We start from the raw sequence: 21,556 nt of genomic DNA, 5'->3' as shown, positions 1-21,556 counted from the left end.
ACTGTGATCTTTGTGGGGGTATTACACCGGTAAGATAGGCAGCGTGATTTCGAGTTGTAATCCACCGAGCTGGCTGCGGGTTGCGGTGATGGTTCCGCTGTGTTGGCGAATCGCACTTTCAGTAATGGTTAATCCAAGCCCTGTGCCGCCAGAGTTTCTGTCACGCGCTGTTGAGACACGGTAGAAAGGTCTGAAGATAGAATCGAGTTCATCCTCTGGAACACCATCACCATTATCATTGACGCAAATTGTTAGCTGATCTTGAACCACATGGAACTGTACATCCACTTGGTCTTTACCGTAGTAGATGGCATTGCGTGTAATGTTGTCTAGCGCACTCATCAGCAGTTTAGGGTTCCCCGAAATAGAGCGTTCTGGGATCTCCGAGAACGTCAGTTGTTTGCCCATCTGTTCGGCTTCAAACTCTGCGTCTTTTAAGATCTCTTCCCATAGGCTCGAGATAGGCTGAACCTCACGAGTAATATGGCTGTCGACCTGCATACGAGATAGCGTTAGCAGCTCACTGATCATCTGTTCCAAACGCTGTGCTTCGGTATCAATGCGTTCTAACTCTTGGCTCTCGCCTTGTTTACGAATCGCCAGTGCATTGGCCATGCGAAGACGTGTCAGTGGCGAGCGGAGCTCGTGTGAGATATCAGAGAGCAGGCGTTGTTGCCCCGAAATCATCTGGTTTACCGCTTCTACCATCTGGTTAAAGCTTTCACCAGCTTGTCTGAACTCTGAAGTACCTTTTTCGAGTGTTGGATCGACCTCGAATTGACCTTTCGCCACGCGTTGTGCCGCGCGTTCTAGCCTGCGAGCGGGTTGACTCAGTGCCCAAGCTAACCAAAGTAATAGCGGGGTACTCGCCAACATCACGGCAAGCAATAGCTGCAGAGGTCTATCAAACAGGCGCAGTAAGAATGGCGGTGGTTGGTTCCACTTCACTCCGGCATACATCAGCAACTCTTCACCAGCGAGAGTAATTGGCACTGGCCCTGCGACCATGTAGTGTCCGTACAGTTTTTGTTTCGGCACTTCAGGGTTATCTATCGAGGTAACAAAGTTACGAATCGCCTTTAGCTTATAGTCTGAATGCCTTTTCGAGGTAAGGACTGCGCCCTCAAGATCGGTCAGGTAGATGCGAGCTCTAGAATCCTTGCGGCTGCGTGGTGCCTCCAGTTGGAAGACAATCTTGCCCAGATTAGGTTCTTTGGCGTAGCGTTTCTCTGTGATTTTAGCGATACGCTCGAGTTTATCGAGGTGATCTGCGGGCACATCTCGCGCGACTCGAGGGTCTAAATGGGGAAGTGACAGCACCGACAAAAGCACCAGTAACATGGTGAACCAAAAGATAGCAAAGATACGTCCATATAAGCTGGTGATTTTAGGTATACGCATTAATCTTCCTCTACCAATAAGTAGCCACGGCCTCGTAAGGTTTTGATGCGTGATTTGCCGTCAGTGCGCTCAGGAATCTTCTTACGTAGATTAGAGATGTGCATGTCTATCGCGCGGTCAAACGCTGCGAGCCTTTTACCCAGCACATCCAAACTCAATGCTTCTTTGGTGATCACTTGCCCTGGGTTTTGGATAAGGTGACTCAGTAGGGCGAACTCGGTTGTGGTGAGGTCGATGAGCTCCCCATTGCAGTAGGCTTCTTGTTTGCCAGGGAAGACTTCGATGTCTTGATATTGAACTCTATCACTGGCCGCCTTAGGTGCGGTGTTGGTTTGAGTACGACGCAAGATAGCTCGAATACGAGCTAACAACTCTCGGTCACTGAAAGGTTTAGGCAGGTAATCATCCGCGCCAAGTTCAAGACCAATCACACGGTCGATCTCTTCGCCTTTTGCGGTCAGCATCAGCACTGGTGTTTCCCAATTTTCTCTCAGTTTCTTTAGTGTTTCCATGCCATTAAGACGCGGCATCATCACATCCAAAAGAATCAGGTCAATCTCATCATTGATAGCTTCCAGCCCTGCATAGCCATCATTGGCTTCGGAAACAGTGAAGCCCTCAAAGCTCAGAATGTCTTTGAGTAAGCTGGTTAACTCGGTGTCGTCATCAATAAGAAGAATGTTCGCCATTGGGAAGCCTTAATCGGTTATCTACTATTTACAGGTTAATAATACTGCTAATTATTCGTCAACTTTCACTCTTTACGATTCTTTACGCTTTCTAAACGTCACTTTACGAGGGAAAGACTAATCTATATCTAAGCGCTGAGAAACAGACGCAACACATGACTTATTATACCGAATTGAGGCAACAATTATGAAAATGACTAAGAAACTTGTACTAGCAGCTGCGGCACTTCCACTAATGTTAGGTACAGCAAGCGCGTATGCTTACGGTGGTGGTGATAAAGGTGACCACAAAGGTATGCACGACAAGTGTGGCGGTTTCGATAAAAAAGTAATGCGCCAACTAGACCTAACCGACGCTCAAAAAGAACAGTTAAAAGAGATGCGTGAAGCAGACCGTGCTGAGATGAAATCAAAGCGCGGTGCAAACAAAACGGCAAAAATGGCGCAAATGAAAGCGCATCACGAAAAGGTTCAAGCATTGGTACTTGCTGACAACTTTGACGAAGCAGCAGCAAACGACCTAGCAAGCCAAATGGTTGAGAAGCAAACTGAGCGTCGCGTAGCAATGCTTAAGAAGCAACACGAAATGATGAGCGTACTAACGGCTGAGCAAAAGACTCAACTGAAAGAAATCCAACAAGAGCGCATGACTAAGTGTGCTGACAAAATGGAAAAACGCATGAACAAAGACAAGTAATTCATTGCTTGAAAAATCAGCGTTGAATGAAAGTGTTTAGAAAGAAGCGGCCGAGTGCCGCTTTTTTTGATCCTTAAAAATGAATGTTTTACATCATAGCTGTCATATTCAATTGGTTGTTTGCAGGTTATACTTTGTGCTATCAGTCACTTTATAGCCAAGTTATGAAACAAGAATACGCACGTTTAGTTACGCTCGCCGCTTGGGCAGCCACAACCATCGCCACTATTTTATTGATAGTGAAAGTCGCAGCTTGGTGGGTGACAGGTTCCGTGAGTCTGCTGGCTTCCGTCGTGGATTCAATGCTGGATATCGCGGCCTCTGTCGTTAACCTTATCGTGGTTCGTTACTCTCTGCAGCCTGCCGACAAAGAGCACACCTTTGGTCATGGTAAGGCTGAATCTCTAGCTGCATTAGCGCAGGCAATGTTTATTTCAGGCTCTGCATGTTTCCTTATTCTCAATGGTATTGAGCGCTTCTTCCGACCTCATGAACTGAATTCTCCAGAGATTGGTATCTATGTCAGCTTATTTGCGATGGTGATGACCTTCGGTTTGGTTCGATTCCAAAAGCATGTGGTCAACAAAACAGGCAGCCAAGCTATTGCGGCCGACTCTCTGCACTATCAATCAGACCTTTATATGAACGCCGCGATTATGCTGGCACTGGCATTGAGTTGGCTTGGGCTTGGCCAAGCGGACTCTGTATTTGCGGTGGGTATAGGTATCTACATTCTGTACAGCGCTTATCAAATGGCGATGGAAGCGGTTCAGTCTCTGCTTGATCATAAGCTGCCAGATGATGAGCTGAAACAGATTAAAGAGACATCATTGAGCGTGGAAGGCGTGTTGGGTGTGCATCAATTACGAACACGTCGTTCGGGGCCAATTCGCTTCATTCAACTGCATCTAGAATTGGAAGATAATATCCCACTTATTGAAGCGCATCGCATTTCTGACGAAGTAGAGGCTAAGCTTATCTCCGTGTTCCCTGATGCTGATGTATTAATTCACCAAGACCCGTATTCGGTGGTATTTGGACCAGAGAAGCAGCAGAAATTCCACTCGTGGTAATGCGTGCTAAAAATCAGCGGGCAAATGGTAAGTGAGTGGCTTTTGAACTAAAGTGAGTAAAAATTATTAACTGTTAGGTGATTCAAAAACCACCTTAGTAACAATTAATGTTGATTCTGATGTGAATCAACAAAGTTATTGAGTAAAACTGTAATACTCTTACAGAAGTAGAAATGTTACATAATTTTACGCGATTTGAGTGCTATTCCTGTTGAGGAAATGTAACATAACGCACAAATATAGATTTAAAATCTTGTTGATATACAATCAGCAAGAACAAGAATTGAATAATAGATTCCCAAAAATCGAGGGTGAGCATGATTAAGAAGATCGGTGTTTTGACCAGTGGTGGTGACGCTCCAGGTATGAACGCAGCAGTTCGCGGCGTTGTTCGTACTGCGTTATCAGTTGGCATTGAAGTTTACGGTATTTACGATGGCTACCAAGGCCTTGTTGAAGACCGTATCGAAAAGCTTGACCGTTCAAGCGTATCTGACGTGATCAACCGTGGTGGTACTTTCTTGGGTTCTGCACGTTTCCCTGAATTTAAAGACGTTGCTGTTCGTGAGAAAGGCATTGAGAACCTTAAGAAGCACGGTATCGAAGCACTTGTTGTTATCGGTGGTGACGGTTCTTACATGGGTGCTAAGAAGCTGACTGAAATGGGTTACCCATGTATCGGTCTTCCAGGCACAATCGATAACGATATCGCGGGTACTGACTACACAATCGGTTACCTAACAGCGCTTAACACTGTTATTGATTCAATTGATCGTCTACGTGACACGTCTTCTTCTCACCAACGTATTTCTATTGTTGAAATCATGGGCCGTCACTGTGGTGACCTTACGCTTATGTCAGCAATCGCGGGTGGTTGTGAGTACATCATTACTCCAGAGACTGGCCTAGATAAAGAACAGCTTATCAGCAACATCCAAGATGGTATTGCGAAAGGTAAGAAGCACGCAATCATCGCTCTAACTGAGCTAATGATGGATGCTAACGAACTGGCTAAAGAGATCGAATCTTCAACAGGTCGTGAAACTCGTGCAACGGTTCTTGGTCACATCCAACGTGGTGGTCGTCCTACTGCATTTGACCGTGTATTGGCTTCTCGCATGGGTAACTACGCTGTTCACCTTCTTCAAGAAGGTCACGGTGGTCGTTGTGTGGGTATCGAGAAAGAAGAACTTGTTCACCACGACATCATCGATTGTATCGAGAACATGCAGAATCCAGACCGTTCTGAGCTGTTCCGCGTTGCAGAAGAGTTGTTCTAAGCCACGCTTAGCGTTCTCTTAAAGAATTTAAAAACCGCTGATTATTCAGCGGTTTTTTTGTGCCTGCCGTTCTTTAGATTCATTGTAAAATCCCCTCCTAGCCTCCCCTTATGTCAGGTTTCTAGATCCCTTTAGCTTTCATTGGAAAGGGGAGGAACCGTTCCGTAGTTGTTGGAGCATATACCGACTACAACAAATTTTAGCGATTAACGTAAGCTTTCCTATTAGCGATTTATTGAACATTTTATGGTTTCAGTAAGCCTAGGAACCTAAGTGAACAAAGAAAGTTCTCCCCCTTTACCTTAGATCGGCAGGGTAATCGAAAATGTTGAAATAAGGGGGAGTTAGAGGGGGATGCGTACACAGAAGTTTATTTGGGGATTGAATTCATGATTTTCACCAAAACTTCTTCAAGATTCTGATTAACTTCATTATTGGTAAAGCGAAGCACCTTGATTCCAATCTTGTTTAAGTCTCGTGTACGCTGATGATCGTAAGCCTGTGCTTGTTCTGAAAAGTGGCTATTACCATCTATCTCAATGGCCAGTTTTAGTTCACAGCTGAAGAAATCCACGACGTACTTTCCGATGCTATGTTGTCTGCGAAACTTAATACCAAGCTGCTTGTTCCGTATATAAAACCATAGCTTGCGTTCTGGTTGAGGCATGTTGTTTCGGAGCTGTTTTCGAAATGTGTTTAGATGAGCTTGTGTATAAATCTTCATAGCGCAGTCTAATAAACCGGAATGTTATTAAGTTACAAAGAGCTCAGTGCAAAAAAGAGGTTGGGAGTGGCGGTTTTCGAGCGAGATCAAAAAAGGCCAACCTAAGTTGACCTTTCATTTAATTTAAACGGTGAAGTTTAAATTAAGCTTTTGCTTCAGCTGCTGCTTTAGCGATAGCTGCGAAGCTTTTCGCGTCTAGAGCTGCGCCGCCAACTAGAGCACCGTCGATGTCTGGTTGTGCGAAGTAAGCTGCTGCGTTTTCTGGCTTAACAGAACCGCCGTATTGGATAACAACTTTCTTAGCAACTTCTTCAGATTTCTCTGCGATGTGTGCACGGATTTGAGCGTGGATGCGTTGTGCATCTTCAGCTGTAGCTGCTTTACCAGTACCGATAGCCCAGATTGGTTCGTAAGCGATGATAGCGCCTTCAAGAGCTTCAACACCTTGAGTGTTGATAACAGCGTCAAGTTGACGAGCACATACTGCAACAGTTTCGCCTGCTTCGTTTTGTGCTTCAGATTCACCGATACAAAGAACTGGAGTTAGGCCGTTCTCTTTTAGGAATGCGAATTTCTTAGCTACGAACTCATCTGATTCGTTGTGGTATTCACGACGCTCAGAGTGACCGATGATGATGTGAGATGCGCCGAACTCTTTAAGCATTGCTGGAGACATGTCGCCAGTGAATGCACCGCTGTTGTTTAGGTCAGAGTTTTGAGCACCTAGGATGATCGCGCTGCCCGCTTCAGTAAGCGTACGCTCTGCTAGATCAACGAAAAGTGCTGGTGGAGCAACTGCTACGTCTACGCCTGTTACGCCTTCAAGTTCAGCGTTAAGACCGTTTAGTAGATCAACAACCATTTCTTTGCTGCCGTTTAGTTTCCAGTTACCCATAACTACAGGATGACGCATAGGAATATCTCCAAAGTATTTAAATAAATCGAATGTAAAAAAGTAAACTTTATTACGAAATAATATAACAGATTAATATCAACAGATCATGACTGTGGTCATGACTTTCTTGGATCTTACTCAATGGTCAGAGTAGATTTTGAGCATATATCAGTGATCCGGCAGACAGAATAATAGCTAACTTCTCGGATTTTTCATCGTTAGTTGTTATTAAGGGACAAACGATTGCGTTAACAACAGGAAGTAACAATGCCGAATCTAGTTCTAGAGTACTCCAATTCAGTGGATGAGCGAGTAAATATCCAAGGCTTACTGGAAGATCTCCACCAAGTCGCTCTCACATGTGGCTTGTTTGATGTGCCGTCAGTGAAGTCTCGTTCACTGCGTTGCCATAATTGGTTGGTCGGTGATGAGGAAGATAGTGTAGACTTTATTCATATCAGCTTTGAGTTACTTTCGGGACGAACGGAAGAGCAAAAGCGAGAATTGTCACGATCGTTAATGCAGGTCCTGCAAGAACAAGCGAGTCATGTAAGAAGCTTAACGGTGAATATTCGTGATATGGATAAAAGTTGCTTTCAAAAAGTAATAAACTAACCATTGCTGCTGACTTTTAGCGGCGTATAAATTTGAGTATTTAAGATGTCGATGAAAGAATTACTGCTCTCTTTCAAGGGGAGAATTGGTCGTAAGACTTACTGGATTTGGAATATTTTCTACTACATAGCGATTACCGGTTTTGCTTCTGGTATCTCTGTGTTGTTCCCTGCTTACTCTTATATCCTGCTACCAATCTTCCTATTGATGCTTGTGATCCCAGATCTTGCGGTAACCGCTAAGCGCTGGCATGACCGCAATAAGTCTAATTACTGGCTACTATTGAATGTGCCATTAGTCTTGGGTCGTTTAGCTTCGCCAATGGCTGCAACGACGACAGAGCCGGTATCGCCAATTCATATGGCTGCAACCGTCGTGGCATTAGTGTGTGGTTTGTGGATGCTGATTGAGTGTGGCTTGTTGAAAGGCACAGAAGGCCGTAATGACTACGGCGAAGACCCATGTGAATATTGAACAGCGAACCAATAAGAAGGGGGCATTACGCTCCCTTTTTCTTTTTAGTGCTTTGCTAATTTCAGTACATTTTAGGTTCGGTATTCGGCTTAAAAGGCACGACATTTTCAGGCAGAGACTCTTCAAAGCCGCAGCGCCCTTCGAGTGCATCTTGGAACTTACAGACCTGGCAGCGCAGCTCTTGCATGAGTACGACATTGGCATGGTGTGGGTTTTTACAACGGCTAACCACTAAGTCGATGTGACTTTGTTGTGCGCGAAGTCTGTCTTGCATCACGTCTGAAGCCGAGCAGATCATCTGTTCGCACATCTCGTGTTTGAATTGATTGAATGCTTTCGGATCGCTTTTCGCGAGTTGGACAAGTTCATCAAAGGGTGGCAGTTTTTGAGAGGGTTGTGGATGCGCCATCATTCCTTCCTTAGCATTAAGCGTGTTTCATATGCTCTAAGCTTAAGAAAGAAATCTGTACAAATTTTAATCTATTTGTATTTTCTCAATATTGAGACGGTATTAACTGCTTACCGTGCAATCAAAGTGCGGGTGTTAAGGTGTAAGTACAGCGTCGTTCGCCAGCAATGATGTGTTCTGTTCGGCTCACATGGCACTCATCTTTTAGTAACTCAGTAAACACATTGAGCTCAGATTGGCACAGGCTAGGGCAGCGAGTTGCAGCCTTACAGATAGGGCAGTGGTTCTCAATCAAGATGTAGTGATCATCATGCTCTTGAAGCTCAGCCATGTAGCCTTCGTCTTCACGAAGCTGGGTAAGTTTTTTAAGCTTGCTGATGAGTGAATTACAGTCAGACAATGCAGTTTGATACTGCTTGAGTGTGTGTTGTTCACGCTCGGCAGCAACCTTAGCCAGCCCTTCTTTACCAAATAGATTCTCCACAGCATCAATCACTTGAATAGTGAGTTCACCATGTCGGTCTGAAAATTGGCTGTGGCCTTGTTGAGTCAAAGACCAGTGGCGAGTCGGGCGACCCACTTTCACTTTCACATCATGAAACGCAAGAATACCGTCATCTTCCAGGCTTTGCAGATGTTGCCTTGCACCCATTGTCGTCATGCCAAATTCTTCTGACAGTTGTTTCGCGGTTACCGCGCCTTGACGCTTAATGGTCTGTAAGATTCTGTCGCTTGTTTTCATACTATCCCTACCTAATGAACCTTACTATTATGAGGCAAGGTGTTTATAAAGCAAACCATTTACTATATTGATGATAATTTACTCTATAGATAGCGTTTTACTCTATTGGCTGCCATGGTCAGATTCTGGTGCGCTAATAAAACAAAAGGCTGATACTAGGTATCAGCCTTGGAATATTCTGTTTCACCGAATTTAGGCTTACAGGATATGACCTACTACTTCTGGATCTTTACGCTCTAGGTAGTGGATAGATTTGATGCGGCGAATTGTACGGCAGCGGCCACGGATAAGCAGGGTTTCTGTGGTTGCGATATTACCTTGACGAGAAATACCTTCTAGCAAGTCACCCTTAGTGATGCCTGTTGCTGAGAATACAACGTTGTCGCTGCGTGCCATGTCTTCCATCTTCAATACGATACCCGCCGTTACGCCCATTTCTGCGCAGCGCTCAAGTTCAAGTTCACCGTGCTTGCGGTTCTCTTCTGTGTCGCCTTTCACTTCGTGGCGAGGTAGAAGACGACCGTGCATGTCGCCGTCGAGTGCGCGAATTACCGCCGCCGAGACCACACCTTCAGGTGCGCCGCCGATGCAGTACATGACGTCTACTTCACTGTCTGGCATACAGGTTAAGATAGAAGCCGCAACATCACCGTCTGGCACAGCAAATACACGAACGCCCATTGCTTGCATGTCGGCGATGACTTGATCATGACGAGGCTTAGCAAGCGTGGTTACGACTAGAGTATCAAGTGTTTTACCTAGTGCTTTAGCGATGTTTTCTAGGTTTTCTGTTAGTGGCAGTTCTAGGTCAATCACGCCTTTAGCGCCAGGGCCAACAACCAACTTTTCCATGTACATATCAGGCGCTTTAAGGAAGCTGCCTTTTTCGCCCGCAGCCAATACAGCCAATGCATTTGATTGGCCCATTGCTGTCATGCGTGTCCCTTCAATTGGGTCAACTGCGATGTCGACAGCGTCGCCGCCCACACCTACGTTTTCGCCGATGTATAGCATAGGTGCATCATCGATTTCACCTTCGCCGATAACAATCTCACCGCTAATTTCGGTTTTGTTTAATAGGCTACGCATTACTTCTACAGCAGCGCCATCTGCAGCGTTTTTATCGCCACGGCCAAGCCACTTGTAACCAGCTAGTGCTGCACCTTCTGTGACACGAGAGAATGACATTGCTAAATCGCGTTTCATGCGGACTCCAAAATTTTCAAAGGGGGAATAGAAATTTCGCGGCGAATTTTACCATATCCAAAAGGAAACGTTTGCCTTTTTGTTTTTTGGAGATTGCTCTCGATCAATTCGCAGTGGAAAACAGTTATTATTCATCAAAATAATCGGTTTGCCGTTGTGGCGGTAATCGTTCACGTCAATATTCGGTAAAAAGTGCTGTTTTTTTCATCGAATGGCGCAAAATATCGAATATATTGAGTGTTTATCCTTGCTCTGCTGAGTAGAATGGGGAAATAAGTGGAGTGAACCTTCACCATCAAACGGATAACTTAAAGGTAGGCCAGAATGTCTTTTGAAGTACTAGAGCAGCTAGAAGCAAAAATTCAAACAGCAGTAGATACAATTGCACTTCTTCAAATGGAAGTGGAAGAGCTTAAAGAAGAGAAACAAGCACTAGCAACAGAAGCTGGTGAGCTTAAAGCAAGCCGTCACGAGCTAGAGCAAAAAACTCAGCAAATGCAGGAAGAGCATTCAGCATGGCAAGATCGCATCCGTAACCTTCTTGGTAAAATGGATGAAGTAGAGTAATCGACTCTTCAGATTTAAAAAAACGCCCGCTACTCAGTAGCGGGCGTTTTTGTTTGTGTTCTTATGATTTGTTTTATTACTTGAAGCTGAGTGAGAGTTACTCGACGTCTTCTTCCTCGACATCCAAATCGAGTTCTACATCTAGAGGTTCGGCAGAAAGAATGATGCCAGTGTTGTCTGCGTAGAGGTAATCTTCAGGTAAGAAGGTCACGCTGCCAAAGTTCACTGGAACGTCTAATTCACCGACACCTTCTTGGCTCGCACCAACAGGGATAGAAGCCAAAGCCTGAATACCAATGTTCATGTCTTCTAGCTCATCGACTTCACGAACGCAGCCGTAAACCACAATACCTTCCCACTCATTGTCTTCGGCAAGTAGGGCAATCTCAGCATCGATCAGCGCTTTGCGTAGTGAGCCGCCACCATCGATTAACAACACACGTCCCAGACCATCTTGCTCTAATACGGAGCGAATCAAAGCATTGTCTTCAAAACACTTTAATGTCGTGATCTGTCCTGCGAAGGATGCACGTCCACCGAAGTTGCTGAACATGGGCTCCACGACATCAACTTGATCCAAATATATGTCGCACAGTGCTGAAGTGTTGTATTCCATTAGTATACCTTTTGAACAATGAGCTTACTTTGAGTATATCGGTGCTTGATCCCTTTGCAATGATTAGTCTCATTTAACTCAATAGAGTTTGAGCTACGACAACCCCTGCAAACAATAGGTTAGTGACCAGTGAGCATTTCACAATCACTGGCATCATTGGTGCAATCTGCGCTGGTTTTTCGGTTTCCCAAACGGCCTTGCCATGTTTGTAAACAATAACAATGCTCAATAAAAACGGCAGGCTGATCCAGACCGGTTTTTCTTGAATCAGTAGGTAGATAGCGAAAGAAGCAAGGGCGAGCCCAAGCAGTGCAAAATGATAGTGCTTGGCTTTGCGTTGCCCTAGGCGAACCGCCATGGTGCGCTTACCACATTCGCTGTCGTTCTCTATATCACGCATGTTGTTGATGTTGAGTACCGCAACCGCCATTAATCCACAGCCTAAGGCCGGAAGAAATAGGCTTGGCTCAACATGACCAGTGTGTAGGAAGTATGTGCCTGAAACGCCTAACAAACCGAAGAAGATAAATACCGATAAGTCGCCAAGGCCAATATAACCATAAGGTTTATTGCCCACGGTGTAAGCGATGGCAGCCATTATGGCTAATACGCCTAACGCGATGAAAGATAAGATGCTTTCAATCGAGGTTAAGGCATGAAAAATAAGAATCAGCCCAGCGAGCATGGTAAACACGATGTTGAGGATGATCGCTTGCTTCATGGTTTTCGCTGTTACCGCGCCAGATTGCATGGCACGTGTTGGCCCCAGACGATTTTCGTTGTCTGTGCCTTTTACGGCGTCGCCATAGTCATTGGCTAGGTTCGACAGGATTTGTAATAAGGTGGCAGTTAAAAAAGCCAGTAGGGCTATTGATAGAGAAAACTGACCGCCGGCGAACGCTAAACTACTTCCTGTAAGAATAGAGACGAGTGCGAGAGGCAGAGTTTTTGGTCGTGCGGCATCAAGCCAAATCAGTAGAGATTGTTTCATCGTAGGTCTAATTCTTTGTAAGTCTTCGTTTCATACTGTGATTTGAGTATACGCCCATTTTTCGGGTAATAAAAAGCCCACTCGAAAGTGGGCCTTGAATTCGCTTATTAGCTGCTATTTCTTTGAGATAGAGCAATAAGTTGGAGTTTGGTGTGCTACAGGATGAAGCGACTTAAGTCTTCGTCTTCTACGAACTCACCAAGTTTCGACGTTACGTAAGCTTCATCAATAACAAGCTTGCTGCCAGCTTTGTCTGTTGCTTCGAATGAAATTTCATCCATTAGACGCTCCATTACCGTGTGTAGACGACGCGCACCGATGTTCTCAGTGGTTTCGTTTACGCGCCATGCTGCGTCCGCAATCTGGTTGATGCCATCTTCAGTGAACTCAATGCTGACATCTTCTGTTTTCATTAGGGCAATGTATTGCTCTGTTAGAGATGCTTTTGGCTCAGTTAGGATGCGTTTGAAGTCATGTGCTGATAGTGCTTCAAGTTCTACGCGGATTGGTAGACGACCTTGTAGCTCAGGGATCAGGTCAGATGGCTTAGCCACTTGGAATGCGCCAGATGTGATAAACAAGATGTGGTCAGTTTTAACCATACCGTGCTTGGTTGATACTGTGCTGCCTTCGATAAGAGGCAGTAGGTCACGCTGAACACCTTCGCGAGATACATCTGGGCCTGAACTGTCGCCACGCTTACAGATTTTGTCGATCTCATCGATGAATACGATGCCGTTGTTTTCAGCGTTGAAGATCGCGTTCTCTTTCAGCTCTTCTTGGTTCACAAGCTTCGCAGCTTCTTCTTCCGTCAGTGCTTTGAATGCGTCTTTGATTTTCATCTTACGCTTTTTCTTGGTGTCGCCCGCTAGGTTTTGGAACATGCCTTGCAGCTGGTTTGTCATCTCTTCCATGCCTGGAGGTGACATGATTTCAACGCCCATTTGCGGTGCGGCTACATCAACTTCAATCTCTTTGTCATCTAGCTTACCTTCACGCAGTTTCTTGCGGAAAATCTGACGAGTGTTTGAAGAGGTTGTGTCTTCAGTTGATTGCTCGTTCTGACCCCAAGCATCACGCGCTGGTGGTAGAAGGGCATCAAGAATGCGTTCTTCAGCTTGTTCTTCAGCGCGGTATTGTACTTTTTCCATCGCTTGTTGGTGCGTCATCTTGATCGCAACGTCCGTTAGATCACGGATGATGGTTTCAACTTCTTTACCAACGTAACCCACTTCGGTGAACTTAGTCGCTTCTACCTTGATGAAAGGCGCGTTTGCTAATTTCGCTAGGCGGCGAGCGATTTCAGTTTTACCTACACCCGTTGGGCCAATCATCAGGATGTTTTTTGGCGATACTTCAACACGTAGGCTTTCTTCAAGCTGCATACGGCGCCAGCGGTTACGAAGAGCGATAGCCACTGAGCGCTTAGCGTTGTCTTGGCCGATAATGTGGCGATTGAGTTCGTGAACAATTTCGCGAGGAGTCATCTCAGACATGGTTTTTCCTTAATTCTTTAATCACTGTTGAATACAACGTTATTGATGGAAGCGGTCGTTACTCTGGCTTTGGCAGCTCAACGGTGCTTTCTAGTTCTTCAATAGTGTGGTGATGGTTGGTGAAGACACAGATGTCGCCTGCAATGTTCAGCGACTTTTCTGCGATTTCACGCGCATCTAAATCAGTATTTTCTAATAGTGCAGTAGCGGCTGCTTGAGCGAAGTTTCCGCCCGAACCGATCGCAATCAGGTCGTTCTCAGGTTGAACTACGTCACCGTTACCTGTGATGATCAGTGAAGCGGTCTCATCCGCTACTGCTAACAGTGCTTCTAACTTACGTAGAGCACGGTCGCTACGCCAATCCTTCGCTAGCTCAACTGCCGCTTTGGTGAGATGGCCTTGGTGCATTTGCAGCTTGCTTTCAAATTTTTCGAATAGCGTGAAAGCATCAGCCGTACCGCCAGCAAAACCGGCCAGTACTTTGTTGTTGTATAGGCGACGTACTTTACGGGCGTTGCCCTTCATTACTGTATTGCCCAGAGATACTTGTCCATCACCCGCGATGACGACTTTATTATTACGACGTACAGATACAATGGTAGTCACGAGTCGACCTCTTTTGATTATTATTTATGGTTACTACTTATATGTGGCTCCACTATCATGAATTCAAGTGCCACTTTTAATGGTATGTCATATCAAAAAAACTAAATGTTACCAGTTGTTTCAAACATCCATTACCTGTTGAGCCTATGTGTGGCAAGGGTTGGTGGGTTAATAGTTTGTGATAAATATAAAAAAAGACAAAACAAATTTCTAACGTGAAATGGTTAACACTTTTTGTTTGATTTATAAGGAATGATGTTCACTAATCAGTGGTATTCACTGCATAAGGAGTAGTGTGATGAATAGTGACAATATCAGTTTTTTTAATAGAGATATGGATCTGGATGAGCTGTCTATACTGCATCATCTGATGTATCAGGAGGCGGGCGAGTGTTCAACAGAACATCTAAAAAACTCGGTCAACGTTTTTCTTAAACGTCCATTTCCTAACGTTTTAGCGCACTTGGATTTTTTTGGTTACATCGAGATAAATAAGGAGCAGGTCTACCTGACTGACTTTGGGCTTGAGTACTACGAACAAGTACCTCAGTTTCGTTAAAACGCACTCTTTTGATTAACATACTGGTATTGCTTGTGCGATGAACTATTGAACGCTTTCAAACAGCAATAGGGGGAATCCTCTTCCCCCTATTATATATTGAGTTGATTAAGACCCGTCTTTCCAAATAGCGCAAGGTTCAATTTTCGCTCGTTGCAGCTTATGGCGATCGCGTTCTGCGTCACGCTTCAACTTGTATGGCCCTAAAACCACACGGTACCAGCTACTGCCATCTTTCTTGCGGATCTCACTTGAGATACCTTGGAAGGCAATATCCAACTTACGTGCTTCTGCCTGCGACGAGGTTTTGTAAGCGCCACACTGCATGATGTAAGGGATCTTAGAGATCTGTTGCTCTTTGGCTTTTACTTCAATCTCGCGGCTTGGCAGCGTTTCAACGTAGTCCCACTTCTCTTCAGGAGGCGGCGGAATCACTTTCGCTGGTTTTGGTTTGGTTGCCACAGGCGTTGGTGCAGGCGGCTCAGGATCATTACTCAATAGGTAAAGTCCGTAACCAAAACCACCGGCAAGGAGGATCGCCAAAAGACCACTGCGCCAAGGTTTACGGCGAGGGGCTTGTTTTTTGGTCGGTTTTTTCGTGCCACGACCGCGCTTTACATAATCTCTATTAGCCACAAGACAATTCAATAGTTGCTGATTCTGCCCTCATGGTAATCCAGATTGCGCGAGGATAATAGTGCAGAAATGGAAGCGGCACATCAAAATGTGCCGCAGATTTATAAGGGTATTTCTAAGGGTTATATTCGAGGTGGCGCTGTACTGCCTCGAACCACTAATTTAGCTTCAAGCAGACGCGAACCTGCTTGCACATCGTTGCCTTTTAATAGATCAAGCATCATCAACATCGCTTGGCGTCCAATCTCATAACGAGGCTGAGAAATGGTGGTTAGCGGTGGATCGCAGTATTGAGCGAATTGGATGTCATCGAAGCCGACAATCGATAGGTCTTGAGGAACGCGCAAGCCCAGCTTCTTCGTTTCTTGAATCGCACCAATCGCCATCGCATCGTTGTGACAGAAGATAGCTGTAGGTTGTTCAGGAAGTGCCAGTAATTGACGAACCGCTTGAGCACCCGCTTCAAAGGTGAAGTCACCGACCGTACTGTAAGCTGGATTCATAGAGACTCCAGCGCGGCGCAGTGCTTGTTGGTAGCCTTGTTGACGGAACTTACACAGCGTTGCAGATACTGGGCCTGAGATTTGAGCGATGCGTTTATGACCTAACTGAGCTAGGTAGTTAACCGCTTCAAAGGCAGAGGTCAGGTTATCGATGTGTACCGTAGGCAGTTCAAGCTCAGGGGCAAACTCACACGCCATCACCATCGGCGGTAAATTCTTTTGTTCAGGTTTGCTGACATCAAACGGATGGTCAGTACCAAGCAGCAGCATACCGTCAGCTTGTTTGGTGAAAACTAAGTTAACAAACGAAGACTCGCGCTTCTTTTGCTGGCCGCTATCACCTAGCAGAACAAGGTAATCATTTTCTACTGCGGCATCTTCGATACCACGAATGATCTCGGCGAAATAAGGGTCACAGATATCAGGAACAATAGTGATGATGGTTTTTGATTCGTTGCGACGTAAATTTCTAGCTAATGTATTGGGTGAGTATCCAGCTTCAAGTACTGCTGTTTCCACTCGTTTGCGAGTTGAAACTGAGACTTTCTCAGGGTTCATCAATGCACGTGATACCGTGGCTGTTGAGACGCCTGCTAGCTGGGCAACATCCTTCATTGTCGCCATAAATTAAACCCTCTTTTAAGTTCCTTTGCCGCCTAAGCATCTAAGGCGTGAATAATAAATGTAATCGAATAGATATTATGAAAGTGTTGCTAACACTTTTTTTATTGCAATATTTTATTCGTTTAATCCGTGTAAAGTTACGGCTAGATTAACAAAAATCACATGACTAGTGTGAAGTTGCTCACGAGAAATATGAAATATTTGTGAACAAACTTATCATTAGTTTTAACCCAAGTGGGTTTAACTCAAATCTTGCGGCTCAATATCGAGTGACCAGCGAACTTTTTTCGCAGCGGGTAACATATTGATGGCCGGCTTGGCACTCATTAATAGCTTCTGCATTAACGAGCGGGTCTGAGTTTGTAAGATTAACTGCCAGCGCGATTTGCCCGCTCGCTTAGCCAGCGGAGCCGGAGTTGGTCCTAACACCATGCAATATTGATCAAACAACGGGTGCGATTCCAATGTGTGACGAACCTGACGCAAGAACTCTTCCACCAAGCGTGTGTCATTGGTTTCTGCTCTAAACAGTGTCATAAAGGTATAAGGCGGTAACATTGCCTGCTTACGTTCTGCCAGCGCCGTCTGAGCAAAATGGTTGTAGTCTTTGTGTAGCAAGGCTTGCAGCAACCCATGTTCTGGGTGGTGAGTCTGTAAGATCACCTCACCGGGTTTGCTTGCTCGTCCTGCTCGTCCCGCGACTTGGATGAATAGCTGGGCAAGACGTTCAGACGCTCGGAAGTCACTGCTATATAAAGAGCCATCCACATCTAATAACGCCACAAGTGTCACGTCAGGGAAATGGTGACCCTTAGCGAGCATCTGCGTGCCGATAAGAATTTGGAATTCACCCTTACGAATCGACTCGAGTGCGCTTTCTAAGCTGCCTTTACGGCGGGTGCTGTCGCGGTCAATACGAATGGTTTTGTATTCAGGGAATAGTTGACCAAGTTGAGCTTCTAACTGCTCGGTCCCTACACCCACTGTCACTAAGTTTGCAGATCCACAGCCTTGGCAATTGTGCACGATATGCTGCTGAGAACCACAGTGGTGGCAGCGCATCTCATTGCTGTATTGGTGATAGGTGTAGTAAGCATCGCAACGTTTACACTCGGCCGTCCAACCACAATCGTGACACATTAATGCCGGAGAAAACCCTCGACGATTGAGGAACAGCATCACTTGGTTGCCAGCTTTGAGGTGTCTTTGCATCTCTGCAATTAACGACGCAGACAGGCCACTTTCTAGATATTCACCTTTAACATCCAACACCTTATTGGTGGTCGGCAGTGCGACACCCGCACGTGAAGTGAGGGTGAGATAACTGTATTTACCTATTTGAGCGTTGTGCAGTGTTTCAAATGCTGGAGTTGCAGAGCCTAACACAACCGGGATCTGCGCTTTGTGCGCACGCATGATCGCCACATCACGAGCGTGGTAGCGCAGGCTATCTTGCTGTTTATAAGACGCGTCGTGTTCTTCATCGACAATGATAATACCTAGGTCAGCAAATGGCGTGAACAGAGCTGAACGGGTACCAATCACGATGCCTGCTATTTTATCGCGCGCCGATAACCACGCATTCAGGCGTTCTGAATCGTTTAAACCTGAGTGGATAACCTCAACAGGCACATTAAAGCGTCGCTTAAAGCGGTTAATCGTTTGAGGGGTGAGACCAATCTCGGGCACGAGCACTAACGCTTGTTTACCTTGATCGAGAATCGGCTTAATCATATTCAGGTAAACCTCGGTCTTACCTGAGCCAGTAACGCCCTCTAACAGGAAACAACCAAAGTCGGTTTGGCTATTTACGGTCGCAATCGCGATGGCTTGTTCGGCATTGAGCTTAGGTTTGTCTTGGTCATTCTCAAGTTCAACTGGCCAAGGTTGGCGCTTCGGCTTTTTCTCTACCGATTCAATCCAGCCTTTCTCTTCTAGCGTTTTGAGTACGGCGCTGCCAACTTCTTCATCAATGAACTCTTGATGAGGAACCGGGCCGTGTTCAAGCATGTGCATCACTTTGGCTTGCTTGACCGCGCGACCAAAACCTTGCATCAGTTGGTCTTTGCCTGATGGCGTTAACTGCCACTCAACCAGCGTCGCGAAGTCGGCGGCTTTGCCTTTTCTTAGAGCGCTCGGAAGGGCGTTAGCAAAGGTTTCGCCAAGAGGGTACTGATAAAACTGACTGCACCACATTAATAGTGAATAGACAGATTCCGGCCAAACAGGTTGGTTATCCAATAGCGCTTTTATTGGTTTGAGCTTGTCTAGCTCGAATTCAGATTCGTTAACCAGAGCCGTGACAATGCCGGTTAAGGTTTGTCGTCCAAAAGGCACAGAGACTCGTCCACCAATAATCGGAAATAGGTGGTTTGGAATCTTGTAATCGAACTGCTTGTCGAGTGGAACAGGCAGTGCCACGCGGGCAATCATTGGACGCATAAAGGGACGGCTTTATCTGAGTTGACGAGAGCGAACAGTCTAAAGGATAAGGCGGTTAAATTCGAGAAGCAGTTTGGATGAAGGTGGCGAGTTAGCGTATACCGACAACGACAGCCCGAAATCTCAGGCCGATAAAGGAAATAAAGAGAGAATTGGTGAAAAATGTATCAAATCGGTTGATCCTGCTTTATAGATTCATTACTATACTGCGCCTTAAAGGTATGGCTTCATCACTCTTTTGTGTCGATGCGGTGTCTTTATTTCTTTTTTAAACTACGTGTGGTGTGCGGCTTAGAATCGTATAGCGACACGGCCTACTTGAGGTTATCCCATGAAAGCTGGAATCCACCCAGAATACAAAGCAGTTACTGCAACTTGTTCTTGCGGCAACACATTTGAGTTCAACTCAACGCTAGCAAAAGAATCAATCCACCTAGACGTATGTGACAAATGTCACCCGTTCTACACTGGTAAGCAACGTATCGTAGATACTGGCGGCCGTGTTGATCGCTTCAACAAGCGTTTCGGTGCTCTTTCTAGCAAGAAGTAATTCTCGCTATTTAGACATGAAAAAGGACACTTCGGTGTCCTTTTTTGTTGCCTGTAATTTGAGAAAGCACTGACTTCTATTCAAGCATCACTCTCACCCAACGATAAGTTGCCTCTCTATTCTATTTCAGGGCAATTCCTTGCGTATCTCTCTTCACCAAAATTCAGCACGAAACTTCAACAAGCGATAGTAATTTCAACTGCTCACTGGTCTTATTAGTAGTGAAATCTCGTTTTTTAATGAGACAGAGGCTTCAACCACCTAGGAACTTTGAAGTACATCCATTAACATGAACAAGATCCCCCAAATAATAATATCCTAGGAACCTACACCTATGTCTGAAGACAGCAGCCAAGCTCAATCCTCTCAAGCGTTATCATCTGAAAAATCGTTATCGCCTCAAGAACAATTCCGTCAGCAAGCTCTTGATTACCATGAGTTCCCAATTCCAGGCAAAATTGCCGTAGAACTGACGAAGCCTGCAAACTCTGCAGAAGACCTAGCACTTGCATACAGCCCAGGCGTGGCTGAGCCTGTTCGCGAGATCGCACAGAACGTTGATAACGTTTATAAGTACACAGGTAAAGGCAACATGGTTGCAGTTATCTCTAACGGTACAGCGATTCTTGGCCTAGGTAACCTTGGCCCTATTGCTTCTAAACCTGTTATGGAAGGCAAAGCGCTCCTGTTTAAGCGTTTTGCTGGTTTAGATTCTATCGATATTGAAGTAAAACACCGCACAATCGATGAGTTCGTTGATACAGTTGCGAATATCGCAGATACATTCGGCGGTATTAACCTGGAAGACATCAAAGCACCAGACTGTTTTGAGATTGAACGTCGCCTGATTGAACGTTGTGATGTTCCGGTATTCCACGATGACCAACATGGTACAGCGATTGTAACGGCAGCGGGTATGCTGAATGCGATCGAGCTTCAAGGTAAGAAACTTGAAGAGTGTAAGATCGTTTGTTTAGGTGCTGGCGCAGCGGCGGTTGCTTGTATGGAACTACTGATTAAGTGTGGCGCTCAGCGTGAAAAAATCTACATGCTTGACCGTAAAGGTGTGATCCATACTCGTCGTGATGACCTAAACGAATACAAAGAGCTGTTCGCAAATAACACTGATAAGCGTACGCTTGAAGATGTTATCGAAGGCGCTGACCTGTTCTTGGGTGTATCGGGGCCGAATCTACTGCCTGCTGAAGCACTAACGCTGATGGCTGATAAGCCTGTTGTGTTTGCATGTTCAAACCCAGATCCAGAGATCAAGCCTGAGCTTGCACACGAAGTTCGTTCTGACCTAATCATGGGTACAGGCCGCAGTGATTACCCTAACCAAGTAAACAACGTACTTTGTTTCCCATTCATTTTCCGTGGTGCACTAGACGTGCGTGCGAGCGAAATTAATGACGAAATGAAGCTAGCGGCGGTTAAAGCGATTCGTGAACTGGCGAAAGAAGAAGTTCCAGCTGAAGTACTAGCAGCTGCGGGCGAGACTGCACTGGAGTTCGGTAAGGGTTACATCATTCCTAAGCCAATGGACCCACGTCTACTTCCTCGCGTAGCACGAGCAGTTGCGGAAGCGGCTGTTGAATCTGGCGTAGCTCGTATCGAGATGCCTGCTAACTATATGGCTTAATAGCTGTTGCTCTATTGAGCCAAAAAGAATAATAAAAAACCGACTCATCTGGAGTCGGTTTTTTTATGTCTATCATTCACAGCGCAATCATAAAAAGCTATGCGCGATGTGATAAATA

The 21,556-nt window shown here is 45.5% G+C and carries 23 protein-coding genes; 9 read left to right on the top strand and 14 right to left on the bottom strand.

Going from position 1 to position 21,556, the window contains the following annotated elements:
• Positions 1 to 21: 21 nt before the first annotated feature.
• Both cpxA and AB4209_RS04805 read right to left on the bottom strand, forming a co-directional pair.
• Positions 22 to 1,401 (bottom strand): envelope stress sensor histidine kinase CpxA, encoded by a 1,380-nt coding sequence (gene cpxA / locus AB4209_RS04810; protein WP_017071178.1) that lies wholly within the window; start codon positions 1,399 to 1,401, stop codon positions 22 to 24.
• Positions 1,401 to 2,090, bottom strand: a complete 690-nt coding sequence (locus tag AB4209_RS04805; protein ID WP_017061163.1) for a response regulator — start codon at positions 2,088 to 2,090, stop codon at positions 1,401 to 1,403. The genes cpxA and AB4209_RS04805 overlap by 1 nt, the downstream gene beginning before the upstream one ends.
• A 187-nt stretch (positions 2,091 to 2,277) precedes the next feature.
• Between AB4209_RS04805 and AB4209_RS04800 the strand changes: the two genes are divergently transcribed.
• The 3 genes from AB4209_RS04800 (at position 2,278) to pfkA (ending at position 5,140) form a co-directional block, all read left to right on the top strand.
• Complete coding sequence (locus tag AB4209_RS04800) at positions 2,278 to 2,787, top strand: CpxP family protein (RefSeq protein ID WP_372055015.1); 510 nt, start codon at positions 2,278 to 2,280, stop codon at positions 2,785 to 2,787.
• A gap of 164 nt (positions 2,788 to 2,951) precedes the next feature.
• Positions 2,952 to 3,860 carry a CDF family cation-efflux transporter FieF gene (fieF, locus tag AB4209_RS04795; protein ID WP_102320314.1) on the top strand — a complete coding sequence of 303 codons (909 nt, stop codon included), beginning with the start codon at positions 2,952 to 2,954 and terminating at the stop codon, positions 3,858 to 3,860.
• A gap of 317 nt (positions 3,861 to 4,177) precedes the next feature.
• Entirely contained in the window at positions 4,178 to 5,140 is a 963-nt protein-coding gene (pfkA, locus tag AB4209_RS04790; protein ID WP_017061160.1) for a 6-phosphofructokinase, read from the top strand.
• 370 nt (positions 5,141 to 5,510) lie between these two features.
• On the opposite strand, the gene AB4209_RS04785 is transcribed toward pfkA, so the two are convergent.
• Together AB4209_RS04785 and tpiA are read right to left on the bottom strand one after the other, a co-directional pair.
• Positions 5,511 to 5,864, bottom strand: a complete 354-nt coding sequence (locus tag AB4209_RS04785; protein WP_017061159.1) for an endonuclease domain-containing protein — start codon at positions 5,862 to 5,864, stop codon at positions 5,511 to 5,513.
• 142 nt (positions 5,865 to 6,006) lie between these two features.
• On the bottom strand, positions 6,007 to 6,777 hold the full coding sequence (gene tpiA, locus AB4209_RS04780; protein ID WP_017061158.1) for a triose-phosphate isomerase: 771 nt from the start codon (positions 6,775 to 6,777) through the stop codon (positions 6,007 to 6,009).
• A gap of 249 nt (positions 6,778 to 7,026) precedes the next feature.
• On the opposite strand from tpiA, the gene AB4209_RS04775 reads away from it, so the two are divergent.
• Entirely contained in the window at positions 7,027 to 7,374 is a 348-nt protein-coding gene (locus tag AB4209_RS04775) for a 5-carboxymethyl-2-hydroxymuconate Delta-isomerase (protein ID WP_050632402.1), read from the top strand.
• A gap of 45 nt (positions 7,375 to 7,419) precedes the next feature.
• The gene (locus tag AB4209_RS04770) at positions 7,420 to 7,848 is read left to right on the top strand and encodes a DUF805 domain-containing protein (protein WP_372055013.1); all 429 of its coding nucleotides are present in this window, start codon (positions 7,420 to 7,422) and stop codon (positions 7,846 to 7,848) included.
• Between the two features lie 61 nt (positions 7,849 to 7,909).
• Here the strand turns inward: AB4209_RS04770 and AB4209_RS04765 are convergent, their stop codons facing one another.
• From AB4209_RS04765 to glpX, 3 genes are all read right to left on the bottom strand, one after another.
• Positions 7,910 to 8,257 (bottom strand): DUF3135 domain-containing protein, encoded by a 348-nt coding sequence (locus AB4209_RS04765; protein WP_048614960.1) that lies wholly within the window; start codon positions 8,255 to 8,257, stop codon positions 7,910 to 7,912.
• Between the two features lie 121 nt (positions 8,258 to 8,378).
• Positions 8,379 to 8,999: a helix-turn-helix transcriptional regulator gene (locus AB4209_RS04760; protein WP_372055011.1), complete on the bottom strand. Its 621-nt coding sequence runs from the start codon at positions 8,997 to 8,999 to the stop codon at positions 8,379 to 8,381.
• A gap of 198 nt (positions 9,000 to 9,197) precedes the next feature.
• Entirely contained in the window at positions 9,198 to 10,205 is a 1,008-nt protein-coding gene (glpX, locus tag AB4209_RS04755; RefSeq protein ID WP_017061153.1) for a class II fructose-bisphosphatase, read from the bottom strand.
• Positions 10,206 to 10,529: 324 nt separating this feature from the next.
• Between glpX and zapB the strand changes: the two genes are divergently transcribed.
• Positions 10,530 to 10,772 carry a cell division protein ZapB gene (zapB, locus tag AB4209_RS04750; RefSeq protein WP_008219652.1) on the top strand — a complete coding sequence of 81 codons (243 nt, stop codon included), beginning with the start codon at positions 10,530 to 10,532 and terminating at the stop codon, positions 10,770 to 10,772.
• Between the two features lie 97 nt (positions 10,773 to 10,869).
• Here zapB and rraA read toward each other — a convergent pair whose 3' ends face one another.
• From rraA to hslV, 4 genes are all read right to left on the bottom strand, one after another.
• Complete coding sequence (gene rraA, locus AB4209_RS04745; protein WP_372055009.1) at positions 10,870 to 11,388, bottom strand: ribonuclease E activity regulator RraA; 519 nt, start codon at positions 11,386 to 11,388, stop codon at positions 10,870 to 10,872.
• Positions 11,389 to 11,461: 73 nt separating this feature from the next.
• Complete coding sequence (locus AB4209_RS04740) at positions 11,462 to 12,379, bottom strand: 1,4-dihydroxy-2-naphthoate polyprenyltransferase (RefSeq protein ID WP_017080187.1); 918 nt, start codon at positions 12,377 to 12,379, stop codon at positions 11,462 to 11,464.
• A gap of 155 nt (positions 12,380 to 12,534) precedes the next feature.
• Positions 12,535 to 13,875: an HslU--HslV peptidase ATPase subunit gene (gene hslU / locus AB4209_RS04735; protein ID WP_017065988.1), complete on the bottom strand. Its 1,341-nt coding sequence runs from the start codon at positions 13,873 to 13,875 to the stop codon at positions 12,535 to 12,537.
• Positions 13,876 to 13,933: 58 nt separating this feature from the next.
• On the bottom strand, positions 13,934 to 14,482 hold the full coding sequence (hslV, locus tag AB4209_RS04730) for an ATP-dependent protease subunit HslV (RefSeq protein WP_004729692.1): 549 nt from the start codon (positions 14,480 to 14,482) through the stop codon (positions 13,934 to 13,936).
• 298 nt (positions 14,483 to 14,780) lie between these two features.
• Here hslV and AB4209_RS04725 point away from each other — a divergent pair, with 298 nt between their 5' ends.
• Positions 14,781 to 15,041 carry a hypothetical protein gene (locus tag AB4209_RS04725; RefSeq protein WP_017061149.1) on the top strand — a complete coding sequence of 87 codons (261 nt, stop codon included), beginning with the start codon at positions 14,781 to 14,783 and terminating at the stop codon, positions 15,039 to 15,041.
• Positions 15,042 to 15,149: 108 nt separating this feature from the next.
• On the opposite strand, the gene AB4209_RS04720 is transcribed toward AB4209_RS04725, so the two are convergent.
• The 3 genes from AB4209_RS04720 to priA form a co-directional block, all read right to left on the bottom strand.
• A complete protein-coding gene (locus AB4209_RS04720) occupies positions 15,150 to 15,677 on the bottom strand; it encodes an SPOR domain-containing protein (protein WP_372055007.1) in 528 nt (175 codons plus the stop codon).
• 122 nt (positions 15,678 to 15,799) lie between these two features.
• Positions 15,800 to 16,804 (bottom strand): DNA-binding transcriptional regulator CytR, encoded by a 1,005-nt coding sequence (gene cytR / locus AB4209_RS04715; protein ID WP_017061147.1) that lies wholly within the window; start codon positions 16,802 to 16,804, stop codon positions 15,800 to 15,802.
• Between the two features lie 240 nt (positions 16,805 to 17,044).
• Positions 17,045 to 19,246 carry a primosomal protein N' gene (gene priA, locus AB4209_RS04710; RefSeq protein ID WP_372055005.1) on the bottom strand — a complete coding sequence of 734 codons (2,202 nt, stop codon included), beginning with the start codon at positions 19,244 to 19,246 and terminating at the stop codon, positions 17,045 to 17,047.
• Between the two features lie 331 nt (positions 19,247 to 19,577).
• On the opposite strand from priA, the gene rpmE reads away from it, so the two are divergent.
• Both rpmE and AB4209_RS04700 read left to right on the top strand, forming a co-directional pair.
• The gene (rpmE, locus tag AB4209_RS04705; protein ID WP_004737142.1) at positions 19,578 to 19,796 is read left to right on the top strand and encodes a 50S ribosomal protein L31; all 219 of its coding nucleotides are present in this window, start codon (positions 19,578 to 19,580) and stop codon (positions 19,794 to 19,796) included.
• A gap of 334 nt (positions 19,797 to 20,130) precedes the next feature.
• A complete protein-coding gene (locus AB4209_RS04700; protein ID WP_017063680.1) occupies positions 20,131 to 21,438 on the top strand; it encodes a malic enzyme-like NAD(P)-binding protein in 1,308 nt (435 codons plus the stop codon).
• Positions 21,439 to 21,556 lie beyond the last annotated feature (118 nt).

The organism is Vibrio sp. 10N.286.48.C11 (assembly GCF_041469805.1).
Lineage (GTDB): Bacteria > Pseudomonadota > Gammaproteobacteria > Enterobacterales > Vibrionaceae > Vibrio > Vibrio crassostreae_C.
The sequence above is the reverse complement of the archived record's forward strand: the minus strand, read 5'-3'. Positions and strand labels throughout refer to the sequence as shown.

Excerpts from the sequence above, each read along its gene's own strand:
- cpxA (WP_017071178.1), bottom strand. The coding sequence starts at position 1,401 with ATGCGTATACCTAAAATCACCAGCTTATATGGACGTATCTTTGCTATC.
- AB4209_RS04805 (WP_017061163.1), bottom strand. The coding sequence starts at position 2,090 with ATGGCGAACATTCTTCTTATTGATGACGACACCGAGTTAACCAGCTTA.
- AB4209_RS04800 (WP_372055015.1), top strand. The coding sequence starts at position 2,278 with ATGAAAATGACTAAGAAACTTGTACTAGCAGCTGCGGCACTTCCACTA.
- fieF (WP_102320314.1), top strand. The coding sequence starts at position 2,952 with ATGAAACAAGAATACGCACGTTTAGTTACGCTCGCCGCTTGGGCAGCC.
- pfkA (WP_017061160.1), top strand. The coding sequence starts at position 4,178 with ATGATTAAGAAGATCGGTGTTTTGACCAGTGGTGGTGACGCTCCAGGT.
- AB4209_RS04785 (WP_017061159.1), bottom strand. The coding sequence starts at position 5,864 with ATGAAGATTTATACACAAGCTCATCTAAACACATTTCGAAAACAGCTC.
- tpiA (WP_017061158.1), bottom strand. The coding sequence starts at position 6,777 with ATGCGTCATCCTGTAGTTATGGGTAACTGGAAACTAAACGGCAGCAAA.
- AB4209_RS04775 (WP_050632402.1), top strand. The coding sequence starts at position 7,027 with ATGCCGAATCTAGTTCTAGAGTACTCCAATTCAGTGGATGAGCGAGTA.
- AB4209_RS04770 (WP_372055013.1), top strand. The coding sequence starts at position 7,420 with ATGTCGATGAAAGAATTACTGCTCTCTTTCAAGGGGAGAATTGGTCGT.
- AB4209_RS04765 (WP_048614960.1), bottom strand. The coding sequence starts at position 8,257 with ATGGCGCATCCACAACCCTCTCAAAAACTGCCACCCTTTGATGAACTT.
- AB4209_RS04760 (WP_372055011.1), bottom strand. The coding sequence starts at position 8,999 with ATGAAAACAAGCGACAGAATCTTACAGACCATTAAGCGTCAAGGCGCG.
- glpX (WP_017061153.1), bottom strand. The coding sequence starts at position 10,205 with ATGAAACGCGATTTAGCAATGTCATTCTCTCGTGTCACAGAAGGTGCA.
- zapB (WP_008219652.1), top strand. The coding sequence starts at position 10,530 with ATGTCTTTTGAAGTACTAGAGCAGCTAGAAGCAAAAATTCAAACAGCA.
- rraA (WP_372055009.1), bottom strand. The coding sequence starts at position 11,388 with ATGGAATACAACACTTCAGCACTGTGCGACATATATTTGGATCAAGTT.
- AB4209_RS04740 (WP_017080187.1), bottom strand. The coding sequence starts at position 12,379 with ATGAAACAATCTCTACTGATTTGGCTTGATGCCGCACGACCAAAAACT.
- hslU (WP_017065988.1), bottom strand. The coding sequence starts at position 13,875 with ATGTCTGAGATGACTCCTCGCGAAATTGTTCACGAACTCAATCGCCAC.
- AB4209_RS04725 (WP_017061149.1), top strand. The coding sequence starts at position 14,781 with ATGAATAGTGACAATATCAGTTTTTTTAATAGAGATATGGATCTGGAT.
- cytR (WP_017061147.1), bottom strand. The coding sequence starts at position 16,804 with ATGGCGACAATGAAGGATGTTGCCCAGCTAGCAGGCGTCTCAACAGCC.
- priA (WP_372055005.1), bottom strand. The coding sequence starts at position 19,246 with ATGCGTCCAATGATTGCCCGCGTGGCACTGCCTGTTCCACTCGACAAG.
- rpmE (WP_004737142.1), top strand. The coding sequence starts at position 19,578 with ATGAAAGCTGGAATCCACCCAGAATACAAAGCAGTTACTGCAACTTGT.
- AB4209_RS04700 (WP_017063680.1), top strand. The coding sequence starts at position 20,131 with ATGTCTGAAGACAGCAGCCAAGCTCAATCCTCTCAAGCGTTATCATCT.